Genomic DNA, 15,378 nt, shown 5'->3' on the forward strand with positions numbered 1-15,378 from the left:
CGGACGCTTGCCCGGGATTCGCCAGGGGTCATGATCGCGCGGGCTCTCGTCGCGCTCGTCCTGCCCGCGGCCCTCTTGGCCGGCGGGGCCGCCGCGCACGCCGAACTCTCCGGCCACGGCGGATTCGTCAAGGGCGTCGCCGTGTCCCCCGACGGCCGGCGGGCCATGACCGCGAGTTTCGACTACACGCTGATCCTCTGGGACCTCGAAGGCCAGGCGGCGATTCGCGATTTCAACGAGCACGAGGGCGCCGTCAACGGCGTGGCCTTCCTGCCCGACGGGGCGCGGGCGCTTTCCGCCAGCGACGACGGTACTCTGCGTCTCTGGGATCTGGACAGCGGCGCGGTGCTGCACAGCTTCGAGGGGCACAGCGGCAAGGTCTCCGCGGTCGCGATATCGGCCGACGGCGCCTGGGCCGCCAGCGCCGGCTGGGACCGCAGCGTGCGGCTCTGGAACCTGCGGGCGCTCACGGCCGGCGCGGTTCTGGAGGGCCACAGCAACATCGTCAACGCGGTCGCCTTCTCCGCAGACGGCGCCTGGCTGCTCAGTGCGTCCTACGACTCCACTGTCAAGTTGTGGCGCCTGCCCGACGGCGCCATCGAGACGACGATCACGGGCCACGACTTCGGCGTCAACGGGATCGCCTTTACGCCGGACGGGAGCCGGGCCGTCTCGGCCAGCGTCGACGAATCGGTGCGGATCTGGGAACTGCCGAGCGGACGGGAGCAGGCCAATCTGGTCGGCCACGAGGGCCCGGTCTTCACCGTCGCCGTGTCACCCGACGGGCGCTATGCGGCTTCGGCGGGCGCCGACCGGACGGTCCTGCTCTGGAACATCGCGACCGGCCACTTCGTTCGAGCCTTTTACGGCCACGAGAAGCCGGTCTGGTCGCTGGCCTTCACGCCCGACAGCCGGGAGCTGCTCTCCGCGGGCTCCGACGAGGTGGTCCGGGTCTGGGATGTGGAGTCCGGCCAGGAGATCGGCGCCAGCGGCGCGCGGCAGCCGGTCGAGACCGCCGCCCTTCCCGAAGGTGGGCGTGGGGCCAAGCTGTTTGGGCGCTGCGCGGTCTGCCACACCGTCTCGCCGAACGGCCGGAACAAGGCCGGACCGACGCTCTACGGCGTGTTCGGGCGGCGGGCCGGCTCGGTCGCGGGTTACAAATACTCGGACGGACTCAAGCGGAGCGGCGTGATCTGGAACGAAGAGACGATCGACGCCCTTTTCGACCAGGGCCCGGATGTCTATACCCCGGGATCTAAGATGCCTCTGCAACGCATGCCCAACGCCGAAGACCGGGCCGAACTGATCGCTTACCTGAAACGGGTCACCGCCCCGGCCGAGTGAGCCGCCGATGGGTCGGTCAGGGAAGCAGCGCAACGCAGCGGGAAGAAAAGACGGGAAATGCCATGAGAGCCTTTGTTGCCAGCTGTGCCACCGCCATCGTCCTCGCCATCGTCGCCGCGGTGGTGCTTAACATGCTCGGCCTGGGCACGGCCGAGGTCTACTCGACCCCCAACGTCCGCCTGGGCAGCTGAGCTCCGGACCGGGACTTTAGGGCGAAATCCGCTTCAGCGGGGCCGCGGCACCAGGTCCTCGTAGCCCTGATAGCCGTTGAGCTGGCGCAGCAGGTGCCAACCGTAGGTGTCCCGGGTCCCCGCGGCCGCCTCGCCGAGCCCCGCCGAGCGCGGCGTCGGCGTAATGATCGCGCCGAGCGCGGGCTCCAGGAAGAATCCGATCGACTGCCGAGGCCCGCCGCTGGCCAGGACGCGGTGCGGTGTCGCGGCCAAGCGTCCTCCGCTGAGCGATTCCAAGACGTCGCCGAGATGGACCGAGATGGCGTTCCGCCCCGCCGGGACGTCGCGCCAGGTTCCGTCGGGGCCTTGCGCCTGGAGGCCCGGCTGCGCCTGCCAGAGCAGGGAGAGGCCGGCGGTGTCGGTATGGCGGCCGGCGGCCAGCGGGACGGACGCTTCCTTGCCGGCCGGATCGGGCAGCTCCTCGGCGATCTTCAGGCCCCGGGGCGGGGTCGGATAGTTGAGCAGGCGCAGCGTGGAGTTGCCGCCCTCGAAGCGCTCGGTCAAGGATTCCGGCGGAAGCCCGGCGACCCGGCCGGCCGCCTGCATGAGAGTGGTCGCCACGGCCTTCATGTGGCCGTAGAAGGCCAGCATGGCGTCCCGCCAGCCGGGCGCCGGCTCGATCGCCGGCCAGGCGTTGGTCTCGGCCAGGATTTCCATGCCCGGGATCGGCGGCCCCGGGCAGGGATCCTCCGGCCCGATGTCGTAAAACTCGTTGTGCGCCCAGCTGTCAGGTTCCAGCGAGGCCAGATAGCCTCGGTAGATGCGCGAGTTCTCCGGGTTGGTGACCCGTGTCGCGACGGCTCGCTTGGTCTCCGTGGGTAGGTCGAAGAAAGCCAGCATGGCGGCGGCGCGGGCGTCGACGCCGTCGGCACCCGGGAAGCCCCGGACCACGAAGCCGCCGCACTCTCCAAGCGCCGCGGCGATCCGGGCGTCGGCGGCGCTCCGCGCGCCCTCGTCGCCGCAGAACAGCGGCGCGATATCGATCGTCGGCACCTCGGCCATGGTCGGGTCTCCCCAGTCGGAATCTCCTACTCTAGCGCACCGGCGGCGCGTAGCAGAGCGGCGGTTTCGTTGTCCCCGATCATCTCCGCGGCCTGGAGCGCCGTCCAGCCGTCCTTCGCCCGGATCCCGACCTCGGCGCCCTGGTCGAGCAGGAGGCTCACCAGATCCACGAAGCCCCGGTTCGCGGCCAGCATGAGCGCCGTATTGCCGCTGGCTCCATCGGTCAGGTTGACGTCGGCGCCGTTTGACAGCAGCGCGAGAGCCGCGCCGGTCCCGCCCGCCATGGCGGCGCGGTGGAGGGGCGGCAGGCCGTCGCGGCCGGGCGCGTCGGGGTCGGCCCCGGCCGCCAGGAGCGCCAGGACCGCGTCGACCTGGGACTCCGCCGCGGCCAGGCCGAGAGGGGTGTCGCCGCGCTCGGCCCGCGCCTCCACCGCCGCGCCGGCCCGGGTCAGCACCGAGACCAGCGCCGACTCGCCGGTCATGGCCGCGAAATGCAGCGCCCGGTAGCCGTCGCTGTCGACGGACTCGACCGCCGCGCCGGCGGCGAGGAGGATCTCCGCGGCGCCGCGGTTGCCGCGCGCCACCGCGGCCATCAGGGGACTGCGCCTGTCGCGCGCGGCCGCCGCGTTGACGTCCGCGCCCCGGGCCACGAGCTCGGACAGAAGGCTCAGGCTGAGCGGTTCGAAGGCGGCGTTGATCAGCGGCGTGTTGCCGTCCTCGAGGTCACGGACCTCGATTTCCGCCCCCGCGTCGAGCAGCGCGACGGCGACCCCCCGGCTGCTCCGGCGGGCGGCGATCAAGAGCGGCGTATTGCCGTATTCCAGCTCTCTCGCGTCGACCGGCGTGCCGCCGGCGACCAAGACCTTGGCCACGTCGGCGAAGCCGAAGTAGGCGGCGGTGTGCAGGGCGTTCCAGCCGTCGTCGCTGGCGGCGCCCGGATCGGCGCCCCGCTGTAGGAGCATCTCGACGCCGGCCGCGGAGGCGGCGCGCGCCGCCAGGAGAAGCGGCGTGTTGCCCCTCGGGTCGCGGGTCTCGATGTCGGCGCCCTGGTCGAGCGCATAGCCGATCAGCTCGACCTCTCCGGTCGCCGCCGCCTGGAGCAGAGCCCGGTCGGCGACCGTGGGCTCCTGGGCTCGGGCGACGGCGGCCGCGGCGATCAGCAGCAGGACGAGCCACGGTCCGAAACGTGACACGGCGGAAGCAGAGGCTTCGGGGGCCGGTCGCTCGGGCAGCCTTTCCGTCCTCTTAACCATTGGGTTGCACCATGGCGTCGGCGCCGGCCTTCGCCACCCGGTTTCGATCGGTTCTCTGTCGGGGGCGCCGGCCATCGAAATGCTAGGTGGCCCGCTCGACCACCGTCAGGGATACGCGTGCGGTGTTGATCAGAACCTTTCCGGCATGCTGAAAGTTGACCGTGACTTTCTCGCCGACTACGGATTGGACCTGTCCCAGACCCCAATCGGGTTCATCGGGATGACTGACCAGCATGCCAGGCTCGAACTCTATGCTCACCGGGACCCCTCGTTCGTTTCGGCAGATCCTATGCCAGGGGTCGCGCCTGGCCAAGCGGCCAGGCGACGGAGGGACGGGTCGGCCGGTGCCCAAGCCGATAAAGGAAGCCCATGACAGAAGATAAAGTGATGATCGATCTCAGGGTCATGGAGCTGCTCGCTTCACGTCTCTGCCACGAGCTCGTCGGCCCGGTCGGGGCCGTCAGCAACGGCATGGAGCTGCTGAGTGACCAGGAATTTGGAATGGCCGACGACGCGCTCGAGCTGGCGACCAAGAGCGCCGCCCAGGCCGGCTGCGTGCTGCAGTACTACCGGATGGCCTATGGATCGGCCGGCGATCACCAGGGCGGCGACCTCACGCTGTTCCGCAGCCTGGCCGAGGCGCTGATGACGCACATGAAGTGCGAGCTGCAGTGGTCTGACCCGATGCCAGGCGACGAGGTCCCCAAGGCCTGCGGCAAGATCCTGCTGAACCTGATCGTCCTGGCCGAGGAATCCCTGCCGCGCGGCGGCGTCATCACGACCATGCTGGCCCGCCAGGGGGACGGCTTCGAGATCTCGGTCGGCGCCAAGGGAACGGACGCGGCGCTTCGGGAGCAGACCGAGGCCGCCATGTCTCCCGAGGTGGCGGCCGACAGCCTGACGGCGCGCAACGTGCACGGCCATTTCACTGCGCTCCTGGTGCAGCGCTATGGCGGCCGTCTGGCCTGCCGGGAAAGCGAGCCCGGCCACCTGGTGTTCAGCGTCGTCCTGCCCTGATCAGGCGCGCCCGCCGGGCCGCGAACGGGCAATCGCCCGGCTCAGCGTAATCAGCGGCAGGATGCCGACCAGCACGATGGCGAGGGAGGCCCCCGAGGCCTCGGTCAGGCGTTCGTCGGACGCGAGGTTGTAGGCCTGCACCGCGAGGGTGTCGAAGTTGAAGGGGCGCATCACCAGGGTAGCCGGCAGCTCCTTCATCACCTCGACGAAGACGAGCAGGCCGGCGCTCAGCAAGCTGCCGCGCATCAGGGGCGCATGGACATGGCGCAGGGTGCCGCCCGGTCCCTGGCCCAGACTGCGTGCGGCGTCTTCCATGGCCGGCCGGATCTTGGCCAGGCTCGCCTCGACCGCGTTGATCGAAACCGCGAGAAAGCGCACCAGGTAGGCGAAGACCAGCGCCGCGATGGATCCGGTTAGGAGCAGACCGGTGGAGACATCGAAGGTGGCCCGCATCCAGGTGTCGAGCCAGTTGTCCAGCCGGGCGAAGGGGATCAGCACGCTGACGGCGATCACCGTACCCGGGATCGCGTAGCCGAGCGCGGCGGTGCGTGTCGCCGCCGCGGTCCAGCGGCTGGGCTGAAGCCTCTGGGCGTAGGCCATGATGATCGCAATCGCGACGGCGATGAGCGCGGTGACGGCCGCCAGGGTGAAGGAGTTGAGGGCGAACTGGAAGAAGCGTCCGCCGAACTGCTCGAGGCCGACCTCGAAGGTCATGCGGAGCAGGATGGCCGCGGGCAGCAGGAAGCCGAGCACCAGGGGAACGGCGCAGAACAGCACGGCGCCCGCCGCCCGGAAGCCGCGCAGGCGGTAGCCCGGCAGCCGCTGATAGCGGCCTGAGGTGTGATGGTAGCGGGCGCGCCCGCGGCTGACCCGCTCGAGCAGCAAGACGAGCAGGACGAAACCGAGCAAGGCGGAGGACAACTGGCCCGCCGCGGCCCGGTCGCCCAGCGAGATCCAGGCGTGCACGATCCCGGTCGTGAAGGTCGGTACGCCGAAGAAGGAAACGGTCCCGTAATCGGCGAGCGCCTCCATGACCGCCAGGGCGGTCCCCGCGACGATCGCCGGGCGCGCCAGCGGCAGCGCCACGCGCGCGAAGCTGCGCCAGGGAGAACAGCCCAGGGTGCGACTGACCTCCAGGGCGCAGACCGACTGTTCCAGGAAGGCCGAGCGGGCGAGCACGTAGACATAGGGATAGAGCACGAACATCATCATCATGACGGCGCCGCCCAGGGACTGGATCTCGGGGAACCAGTAGTCGCGGGGCGTCCAGCCGGTCAGGTCTCGCAGCTGGCTCTGCACCGGGCCGGCGACCTGGAAGAAGTCGGTGTAGGTGTAGGCCATGACGTAGGCCGGCACCGCCAGGGGCAGGATCAGCGCCCATTCGAACAGGCGCCGCCCGGGAAATCGGCACAGGGTGACGAGCCAAGCGCAGCCGGTCCCGATCACGGGTGCGCCGAGACCGATGCCGAGCGCCAGCATCGCCGTGTTCCAGACGTAGCCGGGCAGAACCGTCGCCGAGAGGTGCCGCCAGGTATCGCCGCTCGGCTGCAGGAGGCTAATGACAACGCCCAGTGCCGGGATCGAGAACAAGGCCGCCGTTGCCAGCGACATCCAGGCGAGCAGGGAGAAGCCGCGCGCGCGCCCTGGCGGCCTGGCGGGTGCCGCCGACGGGACCGCGAAGATCTGTGGGTCGCCAGTGGTCTGGCTCACGCGTCGAGCTCTCTTCGATTGCTCCGCTCCCGGCCGTGCCACCAGGGCCGGAAGACCTCGCTCAGAAGTAATGCAATTGATAGGCAATCGCAAGATTGCCCGGGCGCGGCGGCGAGAGGTCTACCCTGAACGCGGCGCGAAGGAAAGCCGCGATCCGGTGCCAAGGCCTTGGGGTAACGCCTTTTTAAAGGCTTTCTGGGAAGTTTACGCTAGTCCGATTGTTGGTTAATCGACCGCTTCTGCGGTCGAAGGCTGACCCACGAAAACGAGCGGCAAGGAGCGAGAAGACCTCGATGGACGATCTTCTGAGCGAGTTCCTGACCGAGACCAACGAGAGTCTCTCCATGCTCGACGTCGAGATCGTGCGGCTGGAGCAGAACCCGAACGACCCCGAACTGATCGGCAACATCTTCCGGCTGATGCATACGATCAAGGGCACCTGCGGGTTCCTGGGTCTCCCGCGCCTGGAATCGGTCGCGCACGCCGGCGAGGACGTCCTGGGCAAGGTCCGCGACGGCCAGCTGGAGGTCACGGCGGACACCGTGTCGCTGATCCTCGAGTGCCTCGACAAGATCCGTTTTCTGCTCGCCAAGCTCGAGGAGCACGAGTGCGAGCCCGAGGGCGACGACGGTGATCTGATCGCGCGCCTCAAGGCGACCGCCGAAGGCCCGGCAGCCGCGCCCGCCCCGACGCCCGAGCCGGAGCCCGCCGCCGAGCCCGCGCCCGAAGCGGCGCCGCCGGTTCCGGAAGCCGCCGTACTGACCGTGGTGCCCGACCCGGCCCCGGCCGAGCAGCCGCCGGAAGCGGCGGCGCCCGAGCTGCCGGCCCCGGCCGCCCCCGCGGCCGTCGAAGCGGCCGCCCCCGCAACCGCCTCCCCGGCTGAGCCGGAGCAGGCGGCGAAGGAATCGTCGGTCGCCAGCCAGTCGATCCGGGTCAACGTCGACTTGCTCGAGAACCTGATGACCATGGTCTCGGAGTTGGTGCTGACACGGAACCAGCTGCTCCAGATCCTGCGCTCGCAGCACGAGAGCGAGTTCCACGCGCCGCTTCAGCAGCTGAACCACGTGGTCTCCGAGCTGCAGGAAGGCGTCATGAAGACGCGGATGCAGCCGATCGGCAACGCCTGGGCCAAGCTGCCCCGTATCGTCCGGGACATCGCCAACGAGCTCGACAAGAAGATCAATTTGGTGATGAAGGGGGCAGAGACGGAGCTGGATCGCCAGGTGCTGGAGCTGATCAAGGACCCGCTCACCCACATGGTCAGGAACTCCGGCGATCACGGCCTGGAGCGGCCCCATGAGCGGTTGACCGCCGGGAAGTCGGAGGTCGGCACGGTCACCCTCAACGCCTACCACGAGGGCGGTCACATCATCATCGAGATCTCCGACGATGGCCGCGGTCTGTCGATCGAGAAGATCAAGCAGAAGGTGCTGAAGAACGCGTTGGCGACGGAGGCCGAGCTCGAGGGCATGTCGCGCAAGCAAATCATGCAGTTCATCTTCAACCCGGGTTTCTCGACCGCCGAGACGGTGACCTCGGTTTCCGGCCGCGGTGTCGGCATGGATGTAGTCCGGACCAACATCGAGAAGATCGGCGGCACCATCGAGCTCTCGTCCGAGGAGGGCAAGGGCACGCGCTTTTTGATCAAGATCCCCTTGACCCTGGCGATCGTGTCGGCGCTGGTCGTCGAGTGTGGCGGCCAGCCCTTCGCCATCCCGCAGCTCTCGGTGGTCGAGCTGGTTCGGGCCTCGTCAAAGTCCGAGCACACCATCGAGCGGATCAACGAAACGCCGGTGCTCCGGCTGCGCGATCGCCTGCTGCCGCTGGTCAACCTGCGCAGTCTGCTCGGCCTGCCGGCCCCCGAGGGCCAGGAGAACGGCGACCAGGTCCAGGGCTTCATCGTCGTGGCGCAGGTCGGGGCCTACAGCTTCGGCATCATCGTTGATCGGGTCTTCGATACCGAGGAGATCGTCGTGAAGCCGGTCGCGCCGATCCTGCGCGACCTGACGCTGTTCTCGGGCAACACGATCCTGGGCGACGGGAGCGTCGTCATGATCCTCGACCCCAACGGGATCGCCGCCGCGACCGGCGAGCTGTCGGTGACCGAGAGCGGCGCGGGCGCCCAGCTCGAACAGGAGGAGCAAACGGGCGAAGAGCGCATCGCCATGCTGGTGTTTCGCGCGATCGACGAGGCGCCCAAGGCCGTGCCCCTGTCGCTGGTCGCCAGGATCGAGGAAATCGAACTCGAGAAGGTGGAGAACTCGAGCAACCGCTATGTCGTCCAGTACCGCGGCCAGCTCATGCCCCTGGTGCTGATGGAGGGGATGCCGCCGCTCAAGCAGGAAGGCCGCCAGCCGGTTCTGGTGTTCTCCGATCGCGGCCGATCCATGGGTCTGGTCGTGGACGAGATCGTCGACATCGTGGAAGACCGCGTGAACGTGCAGCTGACCGGCGAACAGGCCGGTCTGATCGGCAGCGCGATCATCAACGGCCAGGCGACCGACGTGATCGATACCAGCCATTACCTGACCAAGGCCTTCCATGACTGGTTCGGCGCCGGGCAACGCCAGGCCTTCGGCGACGACGGCCAGGGCCGGGTCCTGCTGGTCGACGACAGCCCCTTCTTCCGCAACCTGCTGGCCCCGCTGCTCAGCGTTGCGGGCTACGAGGTGACCGCCGTGAGCGGCGCGACCGAGGCGCTGGCGCTCTGCGAGTCCGGCAAGACCTACGACGTGATCATCTCGGATATCGAGATGCCGAAGATGAACGGCTTTGAATTCGCCCAGACGGTGCGCCAGTCCTCGCCCTGGGCCGAGACCCCCATGGTCGCGCTCTCCTCCCATGCCAATCCTAGAGACCTGGCGCGCGGCCGCTCGGTCGGATTTGACGACTATGTGCCCAAGACCGATCGGGACGCCCTGTTGCGGGCGCTCGAGGAAACCCTGACCCACGCGCGAGGCGCCGCATGACCGTGGAACCGCCGAAAACGGGAGACCAATCCGCCGACGGCGGAAAGGCGTCCCAGGACTTCGTGACATTTACGATTGCCGAACAGTTGTTCGGTATACCGGTGCTCAAGGTTCAAGATATCTTGGCCGCGCGCCGGATCGCTCCGATCCCCCTGGCGCCGCCGGAGATTTCCGGCTCGCTCAACCTGCGGGGGAGAATCGTAACGGTCATCGATGTCAGGCGCCGGCTGGGCTTGCCGGCCGCCGACTGCGAGACCGAGCCCATGAGCGTGGTGGTCGAGCACGGCCAAGATCTCTACAGCCTGACTGTCGATAGCGTAGGTGAGGTCTTGGCTCTTTCGCCCGATACTTTCGAACCCAATCCGCCCACCCTGGATCCCCGCGTGCGGGAGTTCTCGGCGGGCATCTTTCGTCTTCAGAACAAGCTCTTGGTAAGCCTGAACGTCGAGCGCTTGTTGGATTACGGCGCGTCGGCGGCGGCCTGACCCGGCCAGCGGTCCGAACCTGAAGAGCCCGACGCGGCGCAAGGATTTGGAGCTTTGAAATGAAGTCCTGTTTGATTGTTGATGACTCGAAGGTCGTGCGGATGGTCGCCCGCAAGATTCTCGAGGGCCTTCAGTTCCAGATCGAAGAGGCCGAGAACGGCCAGGTCGCGCTCGAGGCCTGCCAGCGCAGCATGCCGGACGCCATCCTACTGGACTGGAACATGCCGGTGATGAACGGCCTGGAATTCCTGAAGGATCTGCGCGCCGCGCCGGGCGGCGACCGGCCGGTGGTCGTCTTCTGCACCACGGAAAACGACATGACCCACATCCAGCAGGCGATCGGCGCCGGCGCCAACGAGTACATCATGAAGCCCTTCGACGGCGACATCATCGAATCCAAGTTCTCGCAAGCCGGATTGCTTTGAGGGCGCCGGGGCAGGGATCGAGGACAGCCGCATGACCACAGCGAAGCCTTGCCGCGTCATGGTGGTCGACGACTCGGCCGTCATTCGGGGTCTTCTGACCAAGCTGCTCGAATCCGACGGCGGGATCGCGGTGGTCGCCTCGGCGCAGAACGGCGAAGTGGCGCTGAAGGCCCTGGAGCGCCACGAGATCGACGTCGTGATTTTGGACATCGAGATGCCCGTGATGGACGGGCTGACCGCCTTGCCGCTGATGATCAAGGCCAGGCCGGACCTGAAGGTCATCATGGCTTCGACCCTGACCCGGAAGAACGCGGACATCAGCATGCGGGCGCTCCGGGCCGGGGCGACCGACTACATTCCGAAGCCGACTTCGGCCAGCGAGCTCCACTCGACCGATGATTTCAAGCGCGAGCTGATCGGCAAGATCAAGGCCCTTGTGCCGGCCCGCGGCGGGGCCACGGCGCCGCCCCGGGATCGCGCAGCCACGCCGGTCCGCCCGGCGGCGGCGCCTTCTTCGATTCAGCTCCGCCGGCAAGGGCTGGCCCAACCCGAGGCGATCGGCATCGCAAGTTCGACGGGCGGTCCGCAAGCCCTGTTCGAGGTGTTCGGCAATCTGCCGGCCGGGCTGACCCAGCCCGTCTTCGTCACCCAGCACATGCCGCCGACCTTCACGGCCATGCTGGCCGAGCATATCTCGCGGGTTTCTGAGCTGCCCTGCCACGAAGCGGTCGACGGGGAAGCCGTCGTCGGCGGACAGGTCTACCTGGCGCCCGGCGGCTTCCACATGGAAGTGGTCGCCAAAGGCGGCGCGAAGACGATCGCCTTGAACCAGAACCCTCCGGAAAACTTCTGCCGACCGGCTGCCGATCCGATGTTCCGCAGCATGGCCCAGGTCTACGGCGGCCGCCTCCTGGCGGTTGTCCTGACCGGCATGGGCGCGGACGGCAAGAAGGGGGCCGAAGAGATCACCGCCGCCGGCGGCACCGTCATCGCCCAGGACGAAGCGAGCAGCGTCGTCTGGGGCATGCCCGGAGCCGTGGCGACCGCGGGTCTCTGCTCGGCCCTGTTGCCGCTGTCGGAAATCGCCGGCTATGTGGCGCGCGCCGCGATGAGGACAGCAGCATGAACGTGCACGACTTCGAACTCATAGCCCGCCTGCTCAAGGAGCGCTCGGGACTGGTCCTGAGCAAGGACAAGGCATACCTGCTCGAGAGCCGGCTCAATCCCGTCTCGCGGCGGCACAATTTCAAGGGCATCGACGAGCTGGTGGCCGCCGTCCGCCTCGGCAAGGACGAGCGCCTGCTGACCGACGTCACCGAGGCGATGACCACCAACGAGTCCTTCTTCTTCCGCGACACCAAGCCGTTCGACCAGTTCCGCCTGATCGTGCTGCCCCACCTGCTGGAGCACCGGGGCAGCACCAAGTCGATCCGGATCTGGAGCGCGGCCTGCTCGAGCGGCCAGGAGCCCTATTCGCTGGCCATGATCCTGAAGGAGAACGCCGCCCAGCTCGCCGGCTGGAAGATCGACATCCTGGCGACAGACCTCTCCGAGGAAGTGCTGGAGAAGGCCAGGGAGGGAGCCTATTCCCAGTTCGAGGTCCAGCGCGGCCTGCCGATAAATCTGCTGGTCAAGTACTTCGTCCAGGACAACGAGCGCTGGCGCATCGGCGACGAGATCCGGGACATGGTGAGCTTCAAGCCGTTCAACCTCTTGGACAGCCCGAAGGTGCTCGGCAGCTTCGACGTCGTGTTCTGCCGCAACGTCCTGATCTATTTCGATCAGGAGACCAAGAGCAAGGTCCTGAACCAGGTCGCCTCGCTGATGCCCGACGACGGATTCCTCTACCTGGGCGGCGCCGAGACGGTCCTGGGCATCTGCGACCGGTTCCAGCTGATCCCGGGCCAGCGCGGCATCTACGGCCTGAGCAAGGGCAAGGACAAGGCGGCGATCCGCGCCGCCAGCTAGAGCCCATTCATCCGATCGGAGATTGAGGCAGGGCGTTAGCCGCTGTCGGCGCGCAGCCGTCGTGCCGCGCGCACGCGTCCGTAAATGACGGGAGAGTGAGGATTGCTTCCCGGACCGGGGTCCGGGCGGGGATCAGGCGCTGATCGCTTTCTGTTCGTCGTCCGCGCCGGCGCCGCGCTTGACCGGGTCGCGCAGCACGTAGCCGCGGCCCCAGACCGTCTCGATGTAGTTCTCGCCGCCGGTCGCCGCCGCAAGCTTCTTGCGCAGCTTGCAGACGAAGACGTCGATGATCTTGAGCTCGGGCTCGTCCATGCCGCCGTAGAGATGGTTTAGGAACATCTCCTTGGTCAGGGTCGTGCCCTTGCGCAGGGACAGGAGCTCGAGGATGCCGTACTCCTTGCCGGTCAGGTGCAGCGGCTGGCTGTTCACCTCGACCGTGCGGGTGTCCAGGTTGACCGTCAGCTTGCCGGTTTCGATGATCGAATCGGAGTGGCCCTTGGACCGCCGAACAATAGCCTGGATCCGGGCGATCAGCTCGCGCTTGTCGAAGGGCTTGGTTAGGTAGTCGTCGGCGCCGACGCCGAGACCCTTGATCTTGTCGTCCAGGCCGGACAGGCCGGACAGGATCAGGATCGGCGTCTGGACCCGGGCGGCACGCAGGCGCCGGAGCACCTCGTAGCCGTCGATATCAGGCAGCATCAGGTCCAGGATTATGATGTCGTAGTCGTAGAGCTTGCCGATTTCCAAACCGTCCTCGCCCATGTCCGTCGTGTCACAGACATAACTCTCGGACCGAAGCATCATCTCGATGCTTTGGGCGGTCGCGGAATCGTCCTCAACAAGGAGCACACGCATAACTTCAACCCCCGGGTCTCATGCTTTCTCACCGAATGAGCAGTGTTAACCACTTTGCCTTTCTGTTCTTAACAAATGCTTACTCCCGGTGCAAAGACCCATTTATTAGGCTTTACTGGTCCTTAAATCGGCCAGTTCATACTCTTTTTTGCTCGCCAGCTGACTTGGTTTTTCCGCGCAGGGCAAAGAGTTGACCGCTGCCGCATTCCAGAGCCTTCTAGAGGGCCTCGACCGCCTGCCGGCCTACCGGCATTTTGGCCGCGTGACCGGCGTTCTGGGGCTGACCGTCGAGGTTGCCGGCCTGCAGAGGCTTCTGACGATCGGCGCGCGCTGCCGGATTCTGGCCCGCGACGGCCGCCGCGTGCCCTGCGAGGTGGTCGGCTTCCGGCAGGGTGGCGCCCTGCTCCTGCCGTTTGGCCCTCTGGACGGGATCGGCCTCGGCTGCACCGTCGAGCACGAGGACCTGGACCCCGTGATCCGCCCGTCCGAGGCCTGGCTCGGACGTGTGGTCAACGCCCTGGGCGAGCCGATCGACGGTCTGGGTCCGCTCGCCGTCGGCAACATCGCGACCCCGATCCGCAACCAGCCGCCGCCCGCGGCGGCCCGCCGGCGCGTCGGCGGCAAAATCGAGCTGGGCGTCCGCGCGCTGAACACCTTCCTGACCTGCTGCCAGGGGCAGAGGATGGGAATTTTTTCCGGTTCCGGCGTCGGCAAGTCGATCCTCCTGTCCATGCTCGCCCGCTTTACCTCGGCCGACGTCAACGTCATCGGCCTGATCGGGGAGCGCGGCCGCGAAGTCCAGGAATGGCTCGAGGACGATCTCGGCGCCGAGGGGCTGAGCCACTCCGTGGTCGTCGTGGCGACCTCGGACGAGCCGCCGCTGATGCGCCGCCAGGCGGCCTATCTGACCATGGCCCTGGCTGAATTCTTTCGCGACAGCGGGCGCGACGTGCTGTGCCTCATGGACTCGGTGACCCGTTTCGCCATGGCGCTGCGCGAGATCGGCCTCTCGGCCGGCGAGCCGCCGGCGAGCAAGGGCTACACGCCTTCGGTGTTCGCCGAGCTGCCCAAGCTCCTGGAGCGGGCCGGCCCGGGGCTCAACCACGGCTCGATCACGGGCCTCTTCTCGGTGCTGGTGGAGGGCGACGACCACAACGAGCCGGTCGCCGACGCCGTGCGCGGCATCCTGGACGGCCACATCGTGCTGGACCGGGCGATCGCCGAGCGCAACCGCTTTCCAGCCATCAACGTCCTGCGCAGCATCTCGCGCACCCTGCCGGACTGCAACGATCGCTGGGAGAACGCACTCGTGCAGAGGGCCCGGGGCCTCATGGCGACCTACGAGGACATGGCCGAGCTGGTGCGGATCGGCGCCTACCGGCGCGGCAGCGACCAGGCGGTCGACGAGGCGATCCACTACTACCCCAGGATCGAGGCTTTTCTAGCCCAGGACCGCGATGAGCAGAGCGATCTGGAGCACGGCTACGCGCAGTTGGCCGAGATCCTCGACTTCCCCGGCCGGGCGGCGGCCGAAGACGGGGCCGCGCCGGCCGAGCCCCATCCGGGGGCGGCATGACCGGCGCGCTCGACAGCATGATCCGGCTGCACCGCTGGATGCTCGACGAGAAACGGCGCAGCCTCGCCGACCTGCAGGTCTTCGCCGAGAAGCTGAAGGACGACATGACCCAGCTGGACCGGGACCTGGAGCGAGAGAGCGACGCCCTGGAGGACGAGGGCACGGTCGCCCTGGCCTATCCGACCTTTGTCGCCGTGGCCCTGGAACGGCGCCAGAAGCTCAGCGACTCCATCGCTAACCTCGAAACCGAGATCGAGGCGGCCCGCGAGGAGGTCGCCGAAGCTTTCCGCGAACTCAAGCGGTTCGAGGCAGCAAGAGACTCCCAGCAGGCCCAGGCCAAGGCCGAACGGGCGCGGCGTGAGCGCATCAACCAGGACGAGCTGGCGGTCGGGCTCTATCGGCGCAGCCGCAGCAAGAGCGCCTAGCCGGCTGTTGAGTGCTTCGCCGGCACCATCACCCTTCGACAGGGTCAGGGTGAGGGCGAAGCATTTCAGAAACATACCCTCATCCTGAGCTTGTCGAAGGATGACCGTGGTCGAGCGCT

Annotated in this window: 15 protein-coding genes; 10 read left to right on the plus strand and 5 right to left on the minus strand. The window is 67.7% G+C overall.

The window, feature by feature from the left end:
- Window positions 1-30: 30 nt before the first annotated feature.
- Both QNJ67_03115 and QNJ67_03120 read left to right on the plus strand, forming a co-directional pair.
- Window positions 31-1,344, plus strand: a complete 1,314-nt coding sequence (locus tag QNJ67_03115; protein MDJ0607938.1) for a c-type cytochrome — start codon at window positions 31-33, stop codon at window positions 1,342-1,344.
- A 62-nt stretch (window positions 1,345-1,406) separates the two neighbouring features.
- Complete coding sequence (locus QNJ67_03120) at window positions 1,407-1,535, plus strand: hypothetical protein (protein MDJ0607939.1); 129 nt, start codon at window positions 1,407-1,409, stop codon at window positions 1,533-1,535.
- Window positions 1,536-1,568: 33 nt separating this feature from the next.
- Here the strand turns inward: QNJ67_03120 and QNJ67_03125 are convergent, their stop codons facing one another.
- The 3 genes from QNJ67_03125 to QNJ67_03135 form a co-directional block, all read right to left on the minus strand.
- Window positions 1,569-2,576: a 2OG-Fe(II) oxygenase family protein gene (locus QNJ67_03125; GenBank protein MDJ0607940.1), complete on the minus strand. Its 1,008-nt coding sequence runs from the start codon at window positions 2,574-2,576 to the stop codon at window positions 1,569-1,571.
- Between the two features lie 26 nt (window positions 2,577-2,602).
- Complete coding sequence (locus QNJ67_03130; protein MDJ0607941.1) at window positions 2,603-3,769, minus strand: ankyrin repeat domain-containing protein; 1,167 nt, start codon at window positions 3,767-3,769, stop codon at window positions 2,603-2,605.
- 142 nt (window positions 3,770-3,911) lie between these two features.
- Window positions 3,912-4,064, minus strand: coding sequence for a DUF3553 domain-containing protein (locus QNJ67_03135; protein MDJ0607942.1), 153 nt, complete (start codon window positions 4,062-4,064; stop codon window positions 3,912-3,914).
- 134 nt (window positions 4,065-4,198) lie between these two features.
- On the opposite strand from QNJ67_03135, the gene QNJ67_03140 reads away from it, so the two are divergent.
- Window positions 4,199-4,846, plus strand: a complete 648-nt coding sequence (locus QNJ67_03140) for a histidine phosphotransferase family protein (GenBank protein ID MDJ0607943.1) — start codon at window positions 4,199-4,201, stop codon at window positions 4,844-4,846.
- On the opposite strand, the gene QNJ67_03145 is transcribed toward QNJ67_03140, so the two are convergent.
- Entirely contained in the window at window positions 4,847-6,457 is a 1,611-nt protein-coding gene (locus tag QNJ67_03145; GenBank protein ID MDJ0607944.1) for an iron ABC transporter permease, read from the minus strand.
- Window positions 6,458-6,849: 392 nt separating this feature from the next.
- Here QNJ67_03145 and QNJ67_03150 point away from each other — a divergent pair, with 392 nt between their 5' ends.
- Genes QNJ67_03150 through QNJ67_03170 form a run of 5 tightly spaced genes read left to right on the plus strand, consistent with a single transcriptional unit; the run spans window position 6,850 to window position 12,403 of the window.
- The gene (locus QNJ67_03150) at window positions 6,850-9,525 is read left to right on the plus strand and encodes a chemotaxis protein CheW (protein ID MDJ0607945.1); all 2,676 of its coding nucleotides are present in this window, start codon (window positions 6,850-6,852) and stop codon (window positions 9,523-9,525) included.
- The gene (locus tag QNJ67_03155) at window positions 9,522-10,010 is read left to right on the plus strand and encodes a chemotaxis protein CheW (GenBank protein MDJ0607946.1); all 489 of its coding nucleotides are present in this window, start codon (window positions 9,522-9,524) and stop codon (window positions 10,008-10,010) included. The genes QNJ67_03150 and QNJ67_03155 overlap by 4 nt, the downstream gene beginning before the upstream one ends.
- Before the next feature lie 59 nt (window positions 10,011-10,069).
- Entirely contained in the window at window positions 10,070-10,435 is a 366-nt protein-coding gene (locus QNJ67_03160) for a response regulator (GenBank protein ID MDJ0607947.1), read from the plus strand.
- Between the two features lie 31 nt (window positions 10,436-10,466).
- Window positions 10,467-11,561, plus strand: coding sequence for a chemotaxis response regulator protein-glutamate methylesterase (locus QNJ67_03165; protein MDJ0607948.1), 1,095 nt, complete (start codon window positions 10,467-10,469; stop codon window positions 11,559-11,561).
- On the plus strand, window positions 11,558-12,403 hold the full coding sequence (locus QNJ67_03170) for a protein-glutamate O-methyltransferase (protein ID MDJ0607949.1): 846 nt from the start codon (window positions 11,558-11,560) through the stop codon (window positions 12,401-12,403). The genes QNJ67_03165 and QNJ67_03170 overlap by 4 nt, the downstream gene beginning before the upstream one ends.
- Window positions 12,404-12,535: 132 nt before the next feature.
- On the opposite strand, the gene QNJ67_03175 is transcribed toward QNJ67_03170, so the two are convergent.
- Window positions 12,536-13,258, minus strand: a complete 723-nt coding sequence (locus tag QNJ67_03175) for a response regulator transcription factor (protein ID MDJ0607950.1) — start codon at window positions 13,256-13,258, stop codon at window positions 12,536-12,538.
- Between the two features lie 190 nt (window positions 13,259-13,448).
- Between QNJ67_03175 and fliI the strand changes: the two genes are divergently transcribed.
- A complete protein-coding gene (gene fliI, locus QNJ67_03180; GenBank protein ID MDJ0607951.1) occupies window positions 13,449-14,834 on the plus strand; it encodes a flagellar protein export ATPase FliI in 1,386 nt (461 codons plus the stop codon).
- On the plus strand, window positions 14,831-15,259 hold the full coding sequence (locus tag QNJ67_03185; protein MDJ0607952.1) for a flagellar FliJ family protein: 429 nt from the start codon (window positions 14,831-14,833) through the stop codon (window positions 15,257-15,259). The genes fliI and QNJ67_03185 overlap by 4 nt, the downstream gene beginning before the upstream one ends.
- Window positions 15,260-15,378: the final 119 nt, after the last annotated feature.

It is taken from the genome of Kiloniellales bacterium (genome assembly GCA_030064845.1).
Lineage (GTDB): Bacteria > Pseudomonadota > Alphaproteobacteria > Kiloniellales > JAKSDN01 > JASJEC01.